The 22,352-nt window shown below is 39.2% G+C and carries 13 protein-coding genes and 1 tRNA gene; 7 read left to right on the top strand and 7 right to left on the bottom strand.

Features of this window, described 5'->3' with window-relative positions:
- Positions 1-740: 740 nt before the first annotated feature.
- On the bottom strand, positions 741-2,000 hold the full coding sequence (locus CZ225_RS20305; RefSeq protein ID WP_234982984.1) for an ISAs1 family transposase: 1,260 nt from the start codon (positions 1,998-2,000) through the stop codon (positions 741-743).
- Positions 2,001-2,230: 230 nt separating this feature from the next.
- On the opposite strand from CZ225_RS20305, the gene surE reads away from it, so the two are divergent.
- The 3 genes from surE (at position 2,231) to CZ225_RS20290 (ending at position 5,117) form a co-directional block, all read left to right on the top strand.
- On the top strand, positions 2,231-3,010 hold the full coding sequence (gene surE / locus CZ225_RS20300) for a 5'/3'-nucleotidase SurE (RefSeq protein WP_077155246.1): 780 nt from the start codon (positions 2,231-2,233) through the stop codon (positions 3,008-3,010).
- A 108-nt stretch (positions 3,011-3,118) separates the two neighbouring features.
- Complete coding sequence (lpxB, locus tag CZ225_RS20295; protein ID WP_077155245.1) at positions 3,119-4,255, top strand: lipid-A-disaccharide synthase; 1,137 nt, start codon at positions 3,119-3,121, stop codon at positions 4,253-4,255.
- 91 nt (positions 4,256-4,346) lie between these two features.
- Complete coding sequence (locus tag CZ225_RS20290) at positions 4,347-5,117, top strand: NigD1/NigD2 family lipoprotein (protein ID WP_077155244.1); 771 nt, start codon at positions 4,347-4,349, stop codon at positions 5,115-5,117.
- Between the two features lie 92 nt (positions 5,118-5,209).
- Here the strand turns inward: CZ225_RS20290 and CZ225_RS20285 are convergent, their stop codons facing one another.
- Genes CZ225_RS20285 through rsfS form a run of 3 tightly spaced genes read right to left on the bottom strand, consistent with a single transcriptional unit; the run spans position 5,210 to position 8,487 of the window.
- Positions 5,210-6,052, bottom strand: a complete 843-nt coding sequence (locus CZ225_RS20285; protein ID WP_077155243.1) for a phosphatidate cytidylyltransferase — start codon at positions 6,050-6,052, stop codon at positions 5,210-5,212.
- A gap of 14 nt (positions 6,053-6,066) precedes the next feature.
- Complete coding sequence (gene ftsH / locus CZ225_RS20280) at positions 6,067-8,118, bottom strand: ATP-dependent zinc metalloprotease FtsH (RefSeq protein WP_234983084.1); 2,052 nt, start codon at positions 8,116-8,118, stop codon at positions 6,067-6,069.
- A gap of 9 nt (positions 8,119-8,127) precedes the next feature.
- Entirely contained in the window at positions 8,128-8,487 is a 360-nt protein-coding gene (gene rsfS / locus CZ225_RS20275) for a ribosome silencing factor (RefSeq protein ID WP_077155242.1), read from the bottom strand.
- Positions 8,488-8,751: 264 nt separating this feature from the next.
- Here rsfS and CZ225_RS20270 point away from each other — a divergent pair.
- Positions 8,752-8,822: transfer RNA gene (locus tag CZ225_RS20270), tRNA-Gln, on the top strand.
- A 301-nt stretch (positions 8,823-9,123) separates the two neighbouring features.
- Here CZ225_RS20270 and CZ225_RS20265 read toward each other — a convergent pair.
- From CZ225_RS20265 to rsmA, 3 genes are all read right to left on the bottom strand, one after another.
- The gene (locus CZ225_RS20265) at positions 9,124-10,971 is read right to left on the bottom strand and encodes a DUF349 domain-containing protein (protein WP_077155241.1); all 1,848 of its coding nucleotides are present in this window, start codon (positions 10,969-10,971) and stop codon (positions 9,124-9,126) included.
- An 85-nt stretch (positions 10,972-11,056) separates the two neighbouring features.
- Positions 11,057-12,397 carry a magnesium transporter gene (mgtE, locus tag CZ225_RS20260; protein WP_025074771.1) on the bottom strand — a complete coding sequence of 447 codons (1,341 nt, stop codon included), beginning with the start codon at positions 12,395-12,397 and terminating at the stop codon, positions 11,057-11,059.
- Positions 12,398-12,423: 26 nt separating this feature from the next.
- Complete coding sequence (gene rsmA, locus CZ225_RS20255; protein WP_077155240.1) at positions 12,424-13,233, bottom strand: 16S rRNA (adenine(1518)-N(6)/adenine(1519)-N(6))-dimethyltransferase RsmA; 810 nt, start codon at positions 13,231-13,233, stop codon at positions 12,424-12,426.
- A 70-nt stretch (positions 13,234-13,303) separates the two neighbouring features.
- Here rsmA and CZ225_RS20250 point away from each other — a divergent pair, with 70 nt between their 5' ends.
- The 3 genes from CZ225_RS20250 to CZ225_RS20240 all read left to right on the top strand — a co-directional run bounded on the left by CZ225_RS20250 (position 13,304) and on the right by CZ225_RS20240 (position 22,046).
- The gene (locus tag CZ225_RS20250) at positions 13,304-14,290 is read left to right on the top strand and encodes a lysylphosphatidylglycerol synthase transmembrane domain-containing protein (protein WP_077155239.1); all 987 of its coding nucleotides are present in this window, start codon (positions 13,304-13,306) and stop codon (positions 14,288-14,290) included.
- Positions 14,291-14,311: 21 nt separating this feature from the next.
- Positions 14,312-15,769: an aminoacyl-histidine dipeptidase gene (locus CZ225_RS20245; RefSeq protein ID WP_077155238.1), complete on the top strand. Its 1,458-nt coding sequence runs from the start codon at positions 14,312-14,314 to the stop codon at positions 15,767-15,769.
- 577 nt (positions 15,770-16,346) lie between these two features.
- Complete coding sequence (locus tag CZ225_RS20240) at positions 16,347-22,046, top strand: alpha-2-macroglobulin family protein (RefSeq protein WP_077155237.1); 5,700 nt, start codon at positions 16,347-16,349, stop codon at positions 22,044-22,046.
- Positions 22,047-22,352: the final 306 nt, after the last annotated feature.

Here is a 22,352-nt window from a genome sequence, read left to right as displayed (position 1 = left end):
TTCTGTTGATAAGTCACCTGTTTTGTTAATAACTGTCGTGCAAGGCAATTACGAACTTAGGCTGTTTTATCATCAGATTATCTTTTCTGAGCTTGCAAATATACATATTTATATTGGAAATCTATTTCTTTTTTTAGTCGCTTGCAGAAGATTAAGATTTGTAAACGGGTGGTAATGTGTCGGGTAGTTGTTTGGTCTACTATACAAAAAACATCATTTTCTCTATCAACCTATCACCAATCTTCTGTAACCCTTTATTCATCGATGCTTGAGAGGGTGATAGGTTGTTTTTTAACCTATCACCTTCTCTATCACCTATCACCATTAATTGACTATTTTAGGTGTACTAATTGAGGTCGATAATTTAATCCGCCGTATTATATCCATGTGTAAACCATTAGTTTCTCTTAGGTGAAACACTTTGTTCTCCTATATATAACAAAGTGTTTCATATAGCAGAACAAAGTGTTTTATATAGTAGAACAAGGTGTTTTATATAGTGGAACACTTCGTTTCACCTTATGGAATAGCTTTTTGCCGTATATGTTCAACAGATGAGTAAACAGTCTTTCGGAATCTCTCAAAACTGTTTGCCGGGGTTGAACTAATTATTGATCACGGCTTTTTCATTTAAGTTTTGATTTAGGGGTACAATCCCCCTACCCATGCCAGTGCGGCATGGGCGGGTATCCCGTTGTTGGTAATCAATGCGTTACGAATATGTCAAATCTGAATTTTTCTCATTTTTGAGCCAAAAAATGCAACACGTTAGTGAAGCTTACCGATAGTTCCCTTATTATCTCAGCTGTACCCTTTTGCTTATCTGATATTTTTTTCCTTCTGTTCTTCCAAACGGCAATCAATGCCAACACCATCCTTTGAATTGTGTCCAGATTCCTGGCCGCCCGTTCAGCCTTACGCTTTATGCTGTCCTGCCGGAGATTGCGGTCAAGATCCCAGTGCATGCTTTCAATAGCCCAATGCTGTTTGGTTATCTGACTAAGCCGCTCTGCACTGCTATCCAGGCTTGAAATGTAGAGTCGCTGTTCAGATGTACTCCTGCCATCGGACTTTTTTTCGGTAGATGTGACTATTTCTATAACTGTCAAATTGCCATTCCATTTTTCCCTGTCCACAATAAGTTCTTCCCCACGGTATATACGGCATATCCTTGACTCAATCCTGCCGTGTTCCAAGTATGGACCTTCCTTGTAGACATCAGTCGGGGTGGCGGTCTTTATAGAATCTTCAAGTCCATAGCGCAAAGATCTTTGATTCGCCTTGAGTTCGATCACGAAGTCTGCTCCTTTATCTCTAATCTTGTCTATTATTACCTTTTGGAATGACATGGCGTCTGCTGTGACTACACATCCTGACACGTCTAGTTTGTCCAATAACCGGGGCACGGATTTGATTTCATTACTTTTCTCCTTGCAAATATCAGTAGCCAAAGTAAGGCCCGAACCAAGTGAGTAGGCAGAGACGATATCAGGGTTACGTCCGTTGTCGTACAAGGTACCCCGCATGGCCTTGCCATCAATACAAATGATATCAGTTGCCGTAGTGGATATTTCCTTGCGGAAAACATCTGCAAAAGCAGACATGCGCTCAGCCATCTTTTCATCGTCTATGCTTTGAAACACACGGCAAAGCGTAGCTGCTGAGGGTAGCCCATACGGGAATAGCCCTTTCCCCTGCAGGCGTTTTAAGTGATGTTTGCCAAATTGAAGTATTTCAGCCCTGGTAATACACTTGCTGAGTCTCCCCAATATGACAAGCATGAGTATGTCTTCAAGTTTGTGCTTGAAGTTTCCCCTGCTTGTTCTGCGGTATTCAGGGACTGAGGATACAAATTTTCTCAAATGAGTCAGGATGCTGCCACGAAGACAGTCAAGGTGTTTCTTCTTTAGTAGTATTATGCGTAAAAAGTTGTATATCAGGGAAATAAATCGTATTTTTGCTGTCGCAAAAACAAAGGCGGAAGACAATAGAAACATCATACCACTATTGAATTCCGCCTATAAAAAAATAAAAATGAACGATAAGAAGAAACACCTAAGGCGGTGCTTCAGCATCGCTGCGCACGAATATAAGGATTTTTATTACAACAACAAGCGATGAACAATATTTCTTAAATGAAAAAGCCGTGATTATTGATAACTGCCTGGTTGGTATTCCGTCTACTTTTTGTTACTTTTGTGCAGATATTTAAAAGGAAAGGATTGAAAGTATGGAAAATAAACGACCGCTGATACTTGTGTCGAATGATGATGGTATCATGGCTAAGGGTATTAGTGAATTGGTTAAGTTTCTTCGAACATTGGGAGAAATTGTAGTAATGGCACCTGATGCTCCACGTTCCGGTAGTGCCAGTGCATTAACTGTGACACAGCCTGTGCATTATAAATTGGTTAAGCAGGAGGTAGGAGTGACAGTATATAAATGTTCAGGAACACCGACCGATTGCATTAAACTTGCATGGAATACGGTGCTTGACCGTAAGCCTGATTTAGTGGTTGGCGGTATTAATCATGGCGATAATTCTGCTACAAATGTGCATTATTCCGGTACGATGGGAGTTGTGATTGAAGGTTGCCTGAAGGGTGTTCCATCTATAGGCTTCTCTTTATGTAATCACGATATGGGTGCTGATTTTGAAGCGGCCGGTCCATATATACGTAAAATAGCAGCAATGGTATTGGAAAAAGGTTTGCCTCCTTTGACTTGTCTGAATGTAAATTTCCCGGATACTCCTGATATCAAAGGTATAAAGGTATGCGAACAAGCAAAAGGATGTTGGACGAATGAGTGGGAGGTGTGTCCACGTCAAAACGATCGAAATTATTTTTGGTTGACAGGTGAATTTGTCGATCATGAACCGGAAAATGAGAAAAATGATCACTGGGCATTGGCGAACGGATATGTTGCTATTACTCCAACTAAGGTTGATTTAACTGCTTATGATTTTATCGATGAGCTAAATCAATGGATAGAGGAAAATGAAGAATAACAAAAAATGAATGAAGAATGGGCTGCATTGTCTACTGTATAGTCAATTCTTCATTCGTCATTGTTTGTTTTTCACTGTTCGTTCTTCAATTTATTAATTAATTGTTCCATGAAATATTATCTGATTGTTGGTGAAGCTTCTGGTGACTTACATGCTTCGCATTTGATGTCTGCTTTGAAAACAGAAGATCCGCAGGTTGACTTTCGTTTTTTCGGAGGAGACCTGATGGCTGCTGTCGGAGGGACTATGGTGAAGCACTATAAAGAATTGGCATACATGGGATTTATTCCAGTGTTACTTCATTTGCGTACTATTTTTGCAAATATGAAACGTTGTAAGGAGGATATTGTGGCTTGGAATCCGGATGTAGTGATATTGGTAGACTATCCGGGATTTAATCTCAATATTGCCAAGTTCGTTCATGCGCAAACACGGATTCCGGTTTATTATTTTATTTCTCCGAAAATCTGGGCTTGGAAGGAATACCGTATTAAGAATATTAAGAGAGATGTGGATGAACTCTTTTCCATACTTCCCTTTGAAGTGGAGTTTTTTGAGGATAAACACCAATACCCAATTCATTATGTAGGAAATCCTACAATGGATGAGGTGACTGCATATCAGGAAGCTAATCCTAAAAACTTTCAGGAGTTTATTACCGATAATAACTTGGAGGATAAACCTATTATTGCTTTGTTGGCAGGCAGCAGAAAGCAGGAAATTAAGGATAACTTACCGGATATGTTGAAAGCTGTTTCTGCTTTCCCAAATTATCAGATTGTTTTGGCGGGTGCACCAAGTATTTCACCGGAATATTATAAACAATATATAGGACAAGCGAAAGTAAAGATTGTTTTTGAACAAACCTATCGTCTTTTACAGCATGCGGAAGTTGCATTAGTTACTTCCGGAACCGCAACACTTGAAACTGCATTGTTTCGTGTTCCTCAAGTGGTTTGTTATCACACCCCTATAGGAAAGGTAATCTCATTCCTACGTCGTCATATATTGAAAGTGAAATATATTTCATTAGTCAATTTGATTGCAGACCGAGAGGTTGTGAAAGAGTTGGTGGCTGATACGATGACAGTTGGAAATATGCAGCAGGAATTAAAGAACATTCTTGAAGATTCAGAATATAGGAGAACTATGCTTGCGGGATATACATACGTGGCAGAACGGCTAGGTCCTGCAGGAGCTCCTAAACAAGCAGCGCATGAAATGCTGAAGATTTTGAAAAAATAACTTTCTTTTTCTGAATAAACGTAAAGCCGGTGCAGTAATTGCCCGGCTTTTTTATTTATAAAACAAAAGATTAACTAAGAAAAGAACTAATATGAAAAAATTTAATTGGATTTTAGGCTTGTTGCTGCTGGCATTAGTGCCTATGCTGCAATCGTGTGATGATGATGATTATTATTCTATCGGTGATTTTAGTTGGGATTGGGCAACAGTTCATGCCACAGGCGGTGGCGGTTTTTATTTAGAAGGTGACCGTTGGGGAATTATTGATCCGGTTACCTCTGCAATTCCTTGGTATCGGCCAGTGGATGGAAAACGTGTAGTTGCAATTTTTAATCCTTTAGCTGACACTAAGGACGGAGTACAAGTACAGATGAAAGGCATTAATGAAGTGCTGACTAAAGAAGTGGAGGAGATGACCGCAGAGAATGAGGAAGAATTCGGTAATGATCCTATTTTGATTTATCAAGGAGATATGTGGCTTGGAGGAAAGTTCCTGAATATTATTTTCAGTCAGAATGTGCCTTTTTCTAAAAAACATCGTATTAGTTTAGTTCAGAATAAGATAGAAGCACCCGAAACTCAAAGTGTGGATGAAGATGGCTACGTGCATTTGGAACTACGTTATAACACTTATGATGATGTGACAAATGATTGGGGCTGGGGACGAGTGTCTTATAATCTGGAAGAGTTTTATCCTACTGAAGAGGACGAAAATGCGGAACCTGAAATGAAAGGTTTTAAGGTTAAGATAAATTCAAAGGAGAATGGAGAAGGTGTAATGGTAGTTCTTGACTTTGAACATCCAGTAGGCGTGCCCGATAAATCGAAAGAAGTACATACTGTTTCTTCTATGTTACAATAGTGATGTTTTGATGTGTTAGTGTGTAAAAGACCGGGAGTTTTCTGATTGGAATAACTTCCGGTCTTTTCTTTTGTGGTCTTATCTCGAATAAATTAAAGCAAAGTTAGCAAATATAGATAAACGACCGCTGCGGGAATTGCCATTAAAGAACTGTCAAAACGATCAAGCAACCCTCCATGACCGGGAAGAATTGTACCGGAATCTTTTACATGAAGCTGACGTTTCAGTAACGATTCAGTTAAGTCTCCCCAAGTTCCAAATATAACAACAGTCAATGCCAAACCTGCCCATTCCCACATAGATAAAAATGGAAAGTAGTGTGCAAGTATAAAAGAGGCTCCAATAGCAACTACTCCACCTCCTATTGAACCTTCCCATGATTTTTTCGGTGAAATACGTTCAAAAAGTCGATGTTTCCCGATTAATGAACCGATACAGTAAGCTCCGGTATCACTCAACCAAAGAAAAATAAAAACCGATAATGGCAATATCGGGTTGTAACTTACACTGCTATATTCAGGATCTGTGTGGAATGCCAAAACGTTCAGTAGGGCAAAAGGCAAACCGATGTATAGCTGGCTAAGCATAGAATATGCCCAGTTAAGTAATGGATTTTCCTTTTTCAGATATAGCTCACTAATCATCAGGTAGAGTAGTAGTACTATATATGGAATGAAGATCTTTGAATCGGCTGCATCGATACAGAATGACATGATTGCAAGAAAAAGATAAGTTCCTCCTAACATGATGATGAACTTATTAACATTGGCTCCTTCTGCACGGTTGTTTATCAGTTGTCCATATTCAAAAATAGTCAATGAACTGATCATAACAAATAAAATCCCAAAACTTAATGTTCCCGAAAGGATACATCCTACCAGAATAGCTACAAAAAGAATTCCGGTAATGGCTCGTTTTATAAAATTACTATTCAATGTCTTTCGTGTTATTAATTATTAGATTCAGCCTTTTTTTCTTCTGCAGTATTTTCAGCTTCTTCTTCTTTTATTCCTTTTTCTTCTTTCTCCACTTCTTTGGCTAGCTTTCTTTCAGCTTCGGCTGCTGCCTGGCTTTCTTTAGCTGCCATAATTTCTTCAGAGCGGGAAGCCCATGGACGTTTACCAAAGATGCGTTCAACATCTTCAGCGAAAATCACTTCTTTGTCAATTAACAGCTGAGCTAATTCGTTATGACCTTCTTTGTGTTCCGATAGAATTTTTTTAGCACGTTCATATTGCTCATTAACCATCTTTTTAACCTCTTCGTCAATTAACTCTGCTGTTTTTTCGCTATAAGGGCGGTTAAAAGAATATTCGTCGTTATTGTAATAACACAAATTAGGCAACTTCTCACTCATTCCCAGATAAGCAATCATACCATATGCCTGTTTAGTCACCCTTTCCAGGTCATTCATAGCACCTGTGGAAATACGGCCGATAAATAAATCTTCGGCAGCACGACCTCCTAAGGTTGCACACATTTCGTCCAACATTTGTTCTTTAGTTGTGATCTGGCGTTCCTCCGGTAAATACCAAGCGGCACCTAATGCACGTCCACGAGGAACAATGGTGACTTTTATCAATGGGTTGGCGTATTCTAGTAACCACGAAATAGATGCGTGACCCGCTTCATGCAAAGCAATGGAACGACGCTCTGCTTCGGTAGTAATCTTGGTTTTCTTTTCCAAACCACCGATGATACGGTCTACGGCATCCAAGAAGTCTTGTTTTCCTACGAATTTCTTACCATGACGGGCAGCGATCAATGCGGCTTCATTGCAAACATTTGCAATATCTGCACCGGAGAACCCCGGAGTTTGACGTGCCAGTAAATCAACATCAACAGTATCGTCTATTTTGATAGGACGCAAATGTACACCGAAGACTTCTTTTCGTTCATTCAAGTCTGGCAAGTCCACATGTATCTGGCGGTCGAAACGTCCGGCACGGAGTAATGCTTTATCCAGTACATCTACACGATTGGTAGCGGCCAGAATGATCACACCACTGTTAGAGCCGAAACCGTCCATCTCTGTCAGAAGTTGATTCAACGTGTTCTCGCGTTCATCATTCCCTCCCATAGCAGGGTTTTTACCACGAGCACGTCCAACTGCATCGATCTCATCAATAAAGACAATACAAGGAGCCTTTTCTTTTGCCTGTTTGAAAAGGTCACGTACACGAGAAGCACCTACACCTACAAACATTTCTACAAAATCGGAACCTGCAAGGGAAAAGAAAGGTACATTTGCCTCACCGGCAACAGCCTTGGCAAGCAATGTCTTACCTGTTCCCGGAGGGCCTACAAGTAAAGCACCTTTAGGAATTTTACCTCCCAAATCTGTATATTTCTGAGGCTCTTTCAAGAATTCAACTATTTCCTCAACTTCTTGTTTGGCTTCTGCTAGACCTGCTACATCTTTGAATGTAATCTTTATGGAACTTCCTTTTTCAAAGAGCTGTGCTTTTGATTTCCCTACATTGAATACACCACCGGCACCACCACTACCAGCACCACTCATACGACGCATGAAGAATATCCACAAAGCGACTAATAATACAAGTGGCAGTATACTGGTCAAAATAGTAGGAAACAGATCTGATTTTGTCGGATAATCGAATGTTCCGTCAAAGTTTCCAGCCTCTTGTTCTTTTTTTAGAAACTGATTTAACTCATCGTTGGACGGACCATTAGTGGTTATTATTGGATTTTTTCCAATTTTGCTGGAGTCTGCTCCGAATACAGCACCTACTGCATCGGATTTAATATAAGCTTCGATCGTCCTGTCATCATTACCTATGACTTTTCCAATATATCCACTTCTTACATACTTTTCAAACTCGCTATAGGGAACGGCTTTGCTACCATTACTTTGATAGTTACTACTCCAATAGAGTCCAAGAAGCATAAGAGCAATAAACATATACATCCAGTTCAAATTGAACTTGGGCATATTAACCTTATTATTAGGTTTGTTATTATTAGCGTTGTTATTATCCATAATTGTAAATTAGTCAAGATCGGGAATTTGGGTAAGTTTGGCATCAGCCCAGAGATGTTCAAGATTGTAAAAAGCTCTGGTCTCGGGTAGAAATACATGTACTAATACATCTGCATAATCCATAGCCACCCATTCTGCATTACGTAGACCATCAACAGCATAAGGTTTGCTGTTTGCACCTTTATGTGCAAATTCTTTAACTGAATCTACGATGGCAGTTACTTGGCTTGGGGAGTTTCCCTGACAAATAACGAAGTATTTACAGATAGTATCTTCTATATTAGTTAAATCGGCAATAATAATATTTTTACCTTTCTTTTCTTGAATTCCCTCTTTTATTTTTTCAATTAATATCTTTGTCTCGTTCATTCTTAAATTGAAATTAATAATTCATGTTCTCTTTGGGTTTATAACAACATAGGCTTCCCCTTTGTTTCAGTTTATAAACGTGATATCTTTGACAAATATACGCTGATTTATTGGATACAAGAAAGTTATGACATAATTTTTGTGTTTTTTAGTGTAGTATCTTCTGTTTAGAATGATAATTTGAAGTTTTTTTGCAAAAAAAATATTGGAATTGTTTGAAGTTCACGAAAACTTTGTATCTTTGCACCCGAAAAATAGAAATATTGGGCTATGGTGTAATGGTAACACTACAGATTCTGGTCCTGTCATTCCAAGTTCGAATCTTGGTAGCCCAACAGATAAAATATATTTTAAAATTGAAACCTGCTAAAAGTCTTTTAGTAGGTTTTTATTTTCTCTACCTCACTTCACGCTTTGGTCTTGAATCTTATAAGATAGAGTTGCTGGTGTATAATAAGAAATCTTAGTCGTTAGGAGGAGATATCTTTTCAAGTTGTTTTTAATGAATACAGTAAACTTCAAATCAATTTTTTAATATTATTCTTTGATATGGGAGATAAATAAAACAGGTTTGATTGTTTTTGGGGCAATCAAACCTGTCAGTGTTTTTATTTTTATCTTATAAAAGGATTATAATCACTCTTTTAGTGACTCGTCAATAACTTTAATCTTTTGCAAAACCAGTTCTAAGTCAGCTTTTAACTTATCTACTTTACGGTTGAGCTCTGTTAATAAGCTACTACCTTTCTTTGAAGTAGAAGTTAAGAATCCCAAGTTATTCTCATAAGTTTGGAGCTCATTTTTCATGTTCTCATAAGTACGTGTAAGTCTTTCACGTTCTCTATAGAGAGATTGTGGACCATTTTCTTGGATATTATTAATATTTGAACGGAAATTGCTTAACTTCTTGTTTGATGCACTGATATTGAAGCGATCGAATAGTTGGTCAATCAATCCATGATATTGCTTGTACAACTTATCTTTTTCTTTGAATGGAACATGTCCGATCGTATTCCATTCTTTCATCAGTTCACGTACTAAAGTGCTGGCTTCGTTCATCTCCATATTTTCGTCAATGGAAGAAAGCTTTTCAATTAGTGCTTTCTTTTTTTCCATGTTCTCTATTTCGACGGTACGTTGTGAAGAAGTAGCTTTATTCTTTTGTTCAAAGAAATAGTCACAAGCAGAGATAAAACGCTTCCAAATAGCATCCGAATATTTCTTGGCTACCGGTCCGATGGTCTTCCATTCTTTCTGAAGTTTGGTCAAAGCATCTGCTGTATCTTTCCAATTGGTACTATCTTTCAAAGCTTCAGCTTTTTCACAAAGTGCTTTCTTCTTTTCAAGATTCTCGTTCATGCCTTCTTTCAAGCTCTTGAAAAAATCTCCTTTCTTTTTGAAGAAGTCGTCGCAAGCATGGCGGAAACGTTCGAAGATCTTCACATTCATCTTTTGCGGTGCAAAACCGATGGTTTTCCATTTGTTTTGTAAAGCGATTACCTCCTGAGTCTTGTTTTCCCAAGCGGAGAATGTTTTCAGTTCATCGTATTCGATTGCTTCAACAATCTCACAGATTACAGTCTTTTGATCCAGATTATGTTGCTCAGCTTCTTTCAATGACTCGAAATGTTGTTGATGACGGCGATTTACGGCTGTAGAGGCAGCTTTGAATCGGTTCCAGATTTCGTCTCTCAGTTCTTTGGCTACAGGACCCGTATCACGGAATTCTTGGTGCAACTTCTGAAGTTGGTGGAAAGCAGAAATTACATCTTCTTCATCGGCTAACTTTTCAGCTGCTTCGCAAAGATGAGTTTTGATTTCCAGATTCTTCTTGAAATCATATTCACGGAATTCGTTATTCAGTTTCAGTAGGTCGTAGAACTTCTCTACATATAACTGGTAATTCTTCCATAATTCATTAACTTTTCCTTGTGGCACCAGTTTGGTCTCGTTCCATTGCTGTTGCAGCTTTTTGAATTCTGTGTATGACTTATTGGCATCATCTCCTGATTCTACCAATTCTTTCAGCTCTTCAATAATAGAAAGCTTAACCTGCAGATTCTCTTCTTTCTGACGTTCCAGTTCAGCAGCTTGCATGCTTCGTTTCTCCTTGATAACTCCCATCAGTCGCTTGAATTCATTTTCTTCCGGGTCTTCTTGAGGAACGAAATCTTCTAGAGTACCGCCATTATCAACAAACTGTTTTCTGGCAGCTTCCAATTCGGCATTATGTAACTTGTAGAATGATTGTTTCAGATTATCGATTTCTTGCTTATTGGCAATGTCTGCATTCTGAGCAAGCTCTTTCAACCGTTTCAATATCTCTTCCTTGGTGGAGAATTTCGATGTTGTTTCAGGTTGAGTTTCGGTAGTAAAATCCTCAACCGGAGTTTCCGTAATTTCTTCAGAAACCTCGACTGTTTTCTTTTCTTCTTCTAATTCCCCTTGATTCAAAGGTAGATTAGTGTCATGAGCGTCCATCATTGTATATTAGTTTTGGGTCACAAATTAATGAAATAAAACGATTACTTCATACTATTTTGCTTGTTTTTTTTTATTTATCTTGTTTTTATGATAATAAAACCGTAATTCCCATGTAAAGCATCATTCCGATGATGTCATTTGTGATGGCTATAAACGGTCCTGTCGCAATGGCCGGATCTATTTTGAATTTCTCAAGCGTCATTGGGACCAAAGTTCCAAAAATTGAAGCAAACATTACTACAGCAAATAAACTGATTGATACAGAATAGGTGACTGTGGCTGTTGCTCCGAAACGGATAAAATTATAAGTATATACCAATAGGGAAATGATGGTTGCATTGATAAGTGCTACCACTGATTCCTTAGTAATTTGTTTGAATGTATTTTTAGCATCCAGAGAACTGTTAGCCAAACCTTGTACGATGATAGCGGAAGATTGGGTACCCACATTTCCTCCCGTACCACCAATAAGTGGAATATATAATGCCATTTCCGGATGTGCTGCAAATGTGGAATCGAAGTTTCCCAATATCATAGAGTTACCGATGCCACCCAGCATACCGATTAGTAACCATGGCAGACGTGCCGTTGTCTGGCGAAGTACATTATCATCTGTTTCTACGTCCTGTGAAAGACCGGATGCTAATTGGTAATCACGTTCCGATTGTTCACGAACTTCATCCATGACATCATCAACCGTAATTTGTCCAACCAGACGGCCTATACTATCAATGACGGGAATAGCTACCAAGTCATACTTTTCAATAGCTTGTACCACTTCATCAATGGGAGTATCCACATGTACTGATATAGGGTCTTTCTGCATCACGTGTTTTACTTTTGATACAGAAGGAGAAGTGATCATTTTTTTTAGCGGGAAAATACCTCTCAGCCGTTCATCATCATCAATAACATATACATAATATATTTCGTCCAGTTCTTCTGCCTGTTGTCGCATCTCTTTCAGACATTCGGGCATACTCCAGTTCTCATTGACCAGCACCATTTCCGTACCCATCAAACCACCGGCTGTATTTTCATCGTATTTCAGAAGATCGACAATGTCCCCAGCCTGTTCAATGTCTTCGATGTGTGAAAGTACTTCTTCCTGCTTGTCTTCATCAAGTTCGCGCATCAGGTCTACGGCATCATCCGTATCCATATAGTCTACGAATCGTTTGGCGATCGTTTCGGAAGGAAGAATTTCGAGGAACTCTTTACGAACATCCTCATCCATTTCAACAAGTACATCGGCAGCGGTTTCATTATCTAATAAACGATAAATAAATCGCGCCTCTTCCGGATTCAGGTCGTTACATAATTCAGCGATGTCGGCAGGGTGAAGATCGATTAAGAGTTCTTTTACCTTGTCGGCGTCCTTTTGCTCAATAAGATGTTTTACATTATCTATATATTCCTCATTCATATCAATCAAGAATTAAAAATGGAGAATTAAGAATTTGCCTCCGGAGTGTTTGATGCTATTAAAGCAGCTTCCACCCGATTGGTCAGCTTGATGAATTCTTCTACTGATAGTTGTTCAGGACGTTTGTTGAATACTACATCTTCCGTCAAAGGACAATCTTTGCCAAGAATCGGTTTGATGGAATTACGTAATGTCTTACGTCGCTGATTGAAAGTTGTTTTCACTACTTGCTTGAATAGTTTCTCATTGCATCCCAACTCTTTTGTTTCGTTGCGAGTCATGCGGATGACTGCACTTTTCACCTTAGGAGGTGGATTGAATACATGTTCACTTACAGTAAATAAATATTCTACTTTATACCAAGCCTGTATCAATACGCTTAGGATACCGTATGTTTTACTGCCCGGTCCCGCAGCAATTCGTTCTGCTACTTCTTTTTGAATCATTCCTGTACAACAGGGAATGATATCTTTGTTGTCCAGCATCTTAAAAAATATCTGGCTGGAAATGTTGTAAGGGTAATTACCTGTCAGCACAAAAGGCTGCCCATCAAACAGTCGATGCAAATTCATTTTTAGGAAATCGTCTTCAATGATATGATCTTCTAATGACGGATAAGCCTCACGAAGGTAAGCCACCGATTCATAGTCTACTTCCACTACTTTTAGTGGACGGTCTTTCTTCACCAGAAACTGTGTCAATACTCCCATACCCGGTCCTACTTCCAGAATCGGTAATTCGGGGAAAGTATCAACCGTATCGGCAATATCCTGGGCAACTTTCAGATCCTTTAGAAAGTGCTGTCCGAGAAACTTTTTAGGCTTTACTAATTTCATTTACCAACTAAATAATTACTTTTGCAGCTGACAAAGGTAATTCTTTTAAATGAAGAATAAAGAATTAAGGATGAAGAAACTATTAAAAAAGACACTGGAACTAGTATTGCCTATTGTTTTAGGTGGCTTTATTCTATATTGGGTCTATCGAGACTTTGATTTTGCAGAGGCTAAAGAGGTCTTGTTGCATGGAACGGACTGGTGGTGGATGCTCTTTTCCTTAGTGTTTGGTGTATTTGCACAGATATTTCGGGGTTGGCGATGGAGACAGACTTTGGAGCCTTTGGATGCTTTTCCTAAAAAGAGTGATTGTGTAAATGCTGTTTTTATATCCTATGCGGCTAGTCTGGTCATTCCTCGAATAGGAGAAGTGAGTCGTTGCGGGGTATTGGCAAAGTATGATAATGTTTCCTTTGCTAAATCATTGGGTACAGTTGTTACGGAAAGACTTGTCGATACTCTGACAATTCTTTTGATTACGGGAATTACTGTTTTGTTGCAAATGCCTATATTTGTTACATTTCTACATGATACAGGAACAAAGATCCCTTCTTTACTTCATCTTCTCACTTCTGTATGGTTCTATATTGTTCTCTTTTGTTTTATTGGGGTGGCAGTGCTTTTTTATGCGTTACGAAAAACTCTCTTTTTTTATGAACGGGTAAAAGGTTTTGTTCTGAATATTTGGGAAGGTGTGATGTCTTTAAAAGGAGTGCGTAATATTCCTCTTTTTATATTTTATACATTAGCCATTTGGGTGTGCTACTTTCTTCATTTCTACTTCACATTCTACTGTTTCTCATTTACTGCTCATTTGGGGATCATGGCGGCCTTGGTCATGTTTGTCGGTGGTACGTTTGCTGTAATTGTTCCTACTCCTAACGGGGCAGGACCATGGCATTTTGCTATCATTTCGATGATGATGCTTTATGGAGTAAATGTAACAGATGCGGGAATATTTGCCCTGATTGTGCACGGGATTCAAACCTTTTTAGTAGTTTTGTTGGGCATATATGGTTTGGTAGCCTTACCGCTTACCAATAGACTGCGAAAGTAATCACTTAATAAATTATTTGTTATGAGTACAATTCTTTCTTTAGCTCCGCAGAATGTGTGGAAGCATTTTTATTCATTGACTCAGATTCCCCGTCCATCGGGACACATGGAAAAGATCACTGAATTTTTAATCAACTTTGGGAAAGGTTTGGGATTAGAATCCTTTGTAGATGAAGCTGGAAACGTAATCATTCGTAAACCGGCAACTCCGGGAATGGAAAACCGGAAGGGTGTGATTCTACAGGCGCATATGGATATGGTTCCACAAAAGAATAATGATACAATACACGACTTTGAAAAAGATCCTATTGAAACTTATATTGACGGTGACTGGGTGAAAGCGAAAGGCACGACTTTGGGTGCTGACGACGGACTTGGGGTAGCAGCTATTATGGCTGTATTGGAATCGAACGATTTGAAACATGGTCCGTTGGAAGCTTTGATTACCAAAGATGAAGAAACTGGTATGTACGGTGCTTTCGGATTGAAGCCGGGAACATTGAACGGAGAAATTCTATTGAATCTTGATTCTGAAGATGAGGGAGAATTGTATATTGGTTGTGCAGGCGGCATGGATGTTACTGCTGCTTTAGAATATAAAGAAGTAGCTCCTGAAGAAGGAGATATTGCTATACAAGTAACCTTGAAAGGCTTGCGTGGCGGACATTCCGGATTGGAAATTAATCAAGGTCGTGCGAATGCAAACAAACTACTGGTTCGTTTCTTACGTGAAGCCGTGGCTTCTTATGAAGCCCGTCTGGCAAGTTGGGAAGGCGGTAATATGCGCAATGCCATTCCTCGTGAAGCGCATGCAGTTATTACAATTCCCGCAGAGAATGAAGAAGAACTTCTTGGCTTGGTGAAATATTGTGAGGATCTTTTCAATGAAGAATATTCTGCAATTGAAACACCTATCAGCTTTAAGGCTGAACGGGTAGAGCTTCCCGGTGGTGAAGTACCTGAAGAAATCCAGGATAATCTGATTGACGCTATTTTTGCTTGTCAGAATGGGGTAACACGTATGATTCCAACCGTGCCTGACACAGTGGAAACTTCTTCCAATCTGGCTATTATTACCATTGGTGGAGGGAAGGCTGAGATTAAGATTCTTGCCCGTAGTTCCAGTGATAGTATGAAAGAGTATTTGACTACAAGTCTCGAATCTTGTTTTTCTATGGCAGGAATGAAGGTTGAAATGACGGGAGGATATTCCGGTTGGCAACCAGATATTAATTCACCGATACTTCATGCCATGAAAACTTCTTATAAGCAACAGTTTGGTGTAGAGCCTGCTGTGAAAGTAATCCATGCCGGCTTGGAATGTGGCATCATTGGTGCTATTATTCCGGGATTGGATATGATTTCTTTTGGACCTACCTTGCGATCACCGCACTCACCGGACGAGAGAGCTTATATTCCGACTGTGCAAAAGTTCTATGATTTTCTTGTAGCTACTTTGGAGCAGACACCGATCAAATAATTCTTTATTATATTATCCTATTTATATAAATAGGTATAGAAGATAAAAAGGCGCAGATAATATACTTTCTGCGTCTTTTATCGTATATGTACTATTATCAGCTTTGTTGTAATTCAATTCAACCTCTTGATTACTAATCCGGTTGATACAAATCAAGAAATGTGCTATAAAATATAAACATGTCTCATTTTGATGTTCAAGGTATAAACAAAGGCTCTGCTTCTCGTGTTGATGATGTAATTTTTAGGGGATAAGTTATTTTCAAGACTTTCTTGTTCAGAGATTCAGTCTTTTGCTTTTTAGGAATTAGTAATTTTATAAGGTTTAAAGATTATGGCAGAGAAAATGAGTTCTTTATTTATAAAAATCATCACCGAAATTGGTCGTAATGAATTATTTCAATGGGGATATATAATTGAAAAGTGAGATAAGGTGCACTAAGTAATCTTTGAGTGAGGATACGTTTTGCGGACGTTATCCTCATTTTTTAGGATAAAAAGTATAAAACATTAAACTTTATTTCCTTACTTTGTTTATTTATAGGTTGGTTATCTATTGAATTAAAAAGGAAAAGATTATGAGAATAGGCCGGATTGGTATGATCATGTTGCTATGTTTGGGATATATTTCAGGCATACATGCGCAGACTTTCGACAAATTGTGGAAGCAAGTGGAACAGGCTGAGAAGAAAAGCCTGCCGGAGACTGTGATAAAGCTGACAGATAAAATCTATCGGAAAGGTGAAATGGAGAAGAACTCTCCACAAATGCTGAAAGCCTATATGTGGCGCATGAAGTACCGGGAGAGAATTACTCCAGATAGTTTTTATATTAGTCTTAAAGGGCTTGAAGAATGGGTAAAACATACAGATAAACCCATGGATCGTGCTATTCTACATTCACTACTTGCCGGAATTTATGCGGATTATGCAGCAAGAAATCAATGGTCCCTTCGACAGCAAACAGATATTGTAGGAGTGGTTCCTGCCGATATGCTTAATTGGACAGCGAATATATTTGTTGATACAATACAAACTCATATCCGGAAAGCAATGTCCGATTCGGTATTATTGCTTAAAACCTCCTCACGTACCTACATCCCTTTTATAGAATTGGGCGAAACGAGTGAATATTATCATCATGATATGTATCATTTGTTGGCTTCCCGTAGCATTGAAGCTTTGTTGAGAGTGCAGTATCTGGATAAGCAGAAAAATGTAAAAAAACATATTTCCGGACTTTATGATAATATGCTTTCTGCCTATCGGGAGAAGGGGGATAAGGAGGGGTATGTGCTGACCTCTTTGAACTTTCTGAAATGGAAATACGAATCTAATTATTCATTCCAGCCTTTGATGGATAAAGCGGCTCCTTATGTTCTGGCAGAAGATCCATATATTATAGAATTAAATAATTTGGTCACTGATTATAAAACATTGGATATTTGTGCCGAAGTGTTGTTGGCAAAAGCTAATTTAATCCTTGAAAGGCAACAACCACTTGCGGCATTGCAGACCTGTGAAGAAGCTATCCGCTTGTATCCTGATTATCGTAGAATCAATGCATTGAAGAATCTGCGGGAAGAAATTCTGGCTCCTTTCTTATCTGTCAGTACAGTGGAGACTGCTTTCCCGAATCAAGAGATGAAGATCAAAGTTTCGCATAAAAACCTGGATGGTTTTACTATTCGTATTTATCGGGAAAAGAAGTTCGTATCCGAACAACATTATTCAGTGATACGCCCAGAGAATTATCAGTCGCAGGATACAACTTTCACTTTCAAAGCTCCTGGAGTAGGGAAGTATGTAATGCGTGTTGTTCCCGATGTTCGTGCTAAAAAAGAAATTGAGAAAGAGTTTAATGTTACTCATTTTTATGTTTTGACTAGTGAATTACCCAAAGAACAATACGAAGTCATAACGTTGGATGCACAAACAGGACACCCTATTTCAAATGCGCAGGTTACTCTTTACAGTAATAAAGATGTAGCTTTGCAGGTGTTTACGACAAATGAAGAAGGGAAAGTTATATTCCCCTGGAAGTCTGAGTATAGCTATCTGAAAGCTACTAAAGGGGATGATACTTTTATGGAGAAGAAAAATATCAGAAACGGATTTCTCAGATCTCCTGTTATGAATGATACGATGGAGAAGGTTATTCTATTAACCGATCGTTCTCTATATCGTCCCGGGCAAACTGTCTATGTGAAAGGCATTGCGTATGCATCTAAATTAGGTACTGCTCATGTACTTTCTGATAAAGAATATACAGTCTCTTTGCAAGATAACAATAACCAGGAAGTGGGTAAGCGGACTTTGCGTACCAATGAGTTCGGTTCGTTCACAACAAGCTTTACCTTGCCTTTGGCTTGCTTGAATGGATACTTCCGACTAATAACTCCAGTCGGAGAAACCAGTATTCGTGTGGAAGAGTATAAGCGTCCGACATTTGATATTACTTTTGAGAAACAGGAAGGAGATTATCAATTGGGAAACAAAGCAGAGATAAAAGGGAAGGTTCAATCTTATAGTGGTGTCCTTTTACGAGATCTTCCGGTGAAATATACCATCAAACGTTCAGCTTACAGTTTCTGGCAGTTAAGAATGAATGACCAGATAGCATCCGGTGAAGTGACAACAGGTGCTGATGGAGTATTTACAATACCGGTACAATTGGAAGGTGATACGCTATACAATAATGGTAAGGGAAATTACTTTAGTTATTTGATAGAAGTAACCGTTACAAATGCCGCAGGTGAGACACAGACATCTACGAAGGTCATTTCTGCAGGAGATACTTTCTTGTATTTGAGAACATATTTAATGCCGAAAACATGTAAGGATGATCCAATCAAACTCAATTTTTATGCTTCTAACCAAGGTCAGCTTGCTGATGTAAAAGTTACCTATCGTTTGTATCGTGCCAAAGATAAGTCGATGAAGCAATTAGAAGATACCCCGGTTATCACCGGAGCCGCTGCTTCTAATAAAGAAATATTCCTCGATTGGGAGGATATTCCTTCCGGACCCTATGTGTTGAAGATATCGGCAGAAGACAGTCTGGGTAGAAAAGGAAGTGCGGAAACTAGTACTATTCTTTATTCTGTCCATGATAAACGGCCGCCTATTCAGACTCCGGACTGGTATTTTAAGACTAACACTGAGTTTGACGCTACCCATCCGGCTGTATTCTATTTCGGTACATCAGAGAAAGATGTTTGTGTGATGGTGGATGTATTCAGCAACGAGGCATTGCTGGAAAGCAAGGTGTTGCATTTGTCTGATTCCATTGCTCGATTTGAGTTTCCTTATCAGGCAAGTTATGGTGATGGAATTGCTGTAAATATATATATGGTAAGGGATGGACAAGTCTATCAGGAAAGAGTTGGGTTGTCGAAACGTTCATTGGATGAAAAACTGGATATGAAATGGGAGGTATTCCGTGATAAGTTACGTCCCGGGCAGAAAGAGGAATGGAAACTGACAATTAAGAATCCTCAAGGAAAAGGTGCGGATGCAGAAATGCTTGCCACAATGTATGACGCTTCTTTGGACAAGATATGGAAACAAGGGCAAACGTTCAATGTGTTCCATTACCGGAATCTTCCATATATAAGTTGGATGGATAATTTTACTTCCTCTATTTGGTTTGAATATGAGTGGGATAAAAAACTGTTCAAAGTACCTTCATTCGAATATGATCATTTTGTGATAGTACCATCCTCATCAATTCCAGCGGCGCCGGGGCAAGGTGTTGGGGAATTCTGGATAAGAGGAATCGCATCTCCATCACAACAGAACAGAGCTAAATTTTCAAAGAAAATGACAGGATCAGTGCTCGAAGAATCGGTTGTAACTACTCGAAGCAGCAGTTTAAAGGATGATCTCGCAGGAAATGTTCCAGGAATATTGCAGGCAGAGGGAGAAACCATCTCTCCGGTAACTGATGATATCCGTACCAACCTTGCCGAAACAGCCTTCTTCTATCCTCAACTCCGTACCAATGAGCAAGGAGAAGTTTCTTTCTCATTTACGATGCCCGAGAGTCTGACTCGTTGGAACTTCCGCGGATATTCTCATACAAAGAATATGATGTTGGGGACATTGGATGGAGAAACTGTAACCAGCAAAGAATTTATGCTTGTTCCCAATCTTCCGCGTTTTGTGCGTGTAGGAGATCAAACTTCTGTTGCTGCTTCTATTTCTAATATGACAGGAAAGGTGCAATCGGGAACGGTCAGCATGATTCTCTTTGATCCGATGACGGATAAGATAGTAAGTACCCAGAAACAGGAATTTAAAGTCGAGGCGGGAGCGACAATCGGTGTAAACTTCCAGTTCACTGTAGACGATCAATATAGTATCTTAGGTTGCCGCATGATAGCTGATACCGGAACGTTTAGTGATGGTGAACAGCAATTGATTCCCGTACTTAGTAATAAAGAACATTTGATTGAAACTCTTCCTATGCCTATACGCGGAGAAGAGACTCGTACTTTCTCACTCGATAGTCTTTTCAATCACCATAGTGCAACGGCTACAGACCGTAAGCTGACGATTGAATTTACAGGTAATCCGTCTTGGTATGCTATTCAGGCATTACCTTCATTGAGTCTTCCGACCAATGATAATGCTATTTCCTGGGCGAATGCATACTATGCAAATACATTGGCTGCTTACATCATGAATAGTCAGCCTCGTATCAAAGCTGTATTCGATAGCTGGAAATTGCAGGGGGGGACGAAAGAAACGTTCCTTAGTAATCTGCAAAAGAACCAGGAAGTGAAGAATATCCTTCTTTCCGAATCACCTTGGATACTTGAAGCGCAAACGGAAGAACAACAGAAAGAACGTATCGCTACCCTGTTCGATCTGAATAATATTCTCAGCAATAACTCTGCTGCTTTGAGGAGGTTGCAAAATTTGCAAAACGGTGATGGAGCATGGTCGTGGTATAAAGGCATGAACGGAAGTTTGTATGTCACTACCTATATCATGGAATTATATGCCCGCTTGTTTATGCTAACAGGAGATAAACCGACCGAATTAGCTTTAGCGATGCAGCAAGATGCTTTCATCTATCTTCATAAATTAGCTTTAGAAGAATACCAAGCTACTCTCGAAGCGCAGAAAGCAGGGATGAAAATGACAGGCCTTCCAGGTAATATGTTGGACTATCTGTATCTGATTGCGATTTCAGGCGAAAAAGTTCCTGACGCCAACAAGGCTGCTTATGATTATTTCCTGTCCAGAGTGGGGGGATTGCTCCCATCTTCTTCAATGAAGATGAAAGCTCTTGCAGCTGTCGTGCTTGATAAGGCAGGACGTAAGAAAGAAGCACAAGAGTTCATTGCTTCCTTGAAAGAGCATTTGACAAAGACAGATGGACAAGGTATGTCTTTTGCTTTCAATGAAAATCCGTTTGATTGGGGTAGCATGAAGATTCAAACTCATGTGGATGTGATGGAGGCACTGGAACTCATTGGAGGTAATGAAGCAATTGTAGAAGAAATGAAACTTTGGTTACTGGCACAGAAGCAAACTCAACAATGGAAATCTCCCGTAGCCAGTGTGGATGCGATTTATGCATTGCTGATGAAAGGAATGAACCTTCTCGATAATCAGGGCGATGTCCGGATAACAATAGCTAACGAAGTGTTGGAAACTATTTCTCCGAGTAAAACAACTGTTCCTGGATTGGGATACATTAAGCGTTCGTTTACTCAAAAGAACGTGGTCAATGCCCGTACTATTAAGGTACAAAAGCGAGATCAGGGTATTGCATGGGGAGCAGCTTATGCCGAGTATGAATCACCGATTCGTGACGTGAAGCAGCAGGGCGGAGCGTTGAATGTAGAGAAACGATTATATGTAGAGCGTATCGTAAATAATGTACCCCAGCTACAGCCTGTCACAGAAAAGACCAACCTTCAGGTAGGCGATAAAGTGGTTTCCCGTTTGAGTATTCGTGTTGATCGTCCGATGGACTTCGTACAGTTGAAAGATCAACGTGGTGCATGTTTCGAACCGGTTGGCAATATTTCCGGTTATCGCTGGGATAATAGTATCGGTTATTATGTCGATATCAAAGATGCTTCTACCAATTTCTTTTTCGATCATTTGGGAAAAGGAGCTTATGTATTGGAGTATAGCTATTATGTCACTCGCGAAGGTACTTATGAAACAGGCTTGGCTACCATACAATGCGCTTATGCACCGGAGTATGCTTCACATTCGGCTTCAACGGAGGTGGTAGTGTCTTCTTCTGCTGAGAAATAGAGTTGCTATAGGTTTTCAAACCTGTAAAGTGAATTAATAAACTATTTAAGTGAGGATAATGCTTATGAGTGTTATCCTCACTTTTTATATATCATAGTATGTGTAGTCTCTTGTCACTATAATGACTATATCTTTAAAGAATGTTCATTAATAAACAAGTTACTGTCTATTAGTGATAAACTTCCTGTTCTCTAATACTAATCTTTCTTTAGATCGGAATCAAACTATAAACGCAAGTTTTGTTTTTACAAACGCAACTTGCATTTACACAAACGCAAGTTGCATTTGTAAAAACAGAACTTGCAA

This window comes from Bacteroides bouchesdurhonensis (assembly GCF_900155865.1).
In the GTDB taxonomy this organism is placed as follows: domain Bacteria; phylum Bacteroidota; class Bacteroidia; order Bacteroidales; family Bacteroidaceae; genus Bacteroides; species Bacteroides bouchesdurhonensis.
This window is presented reverse-complemented; position numbering and strand designations above follow the sequence as displayed.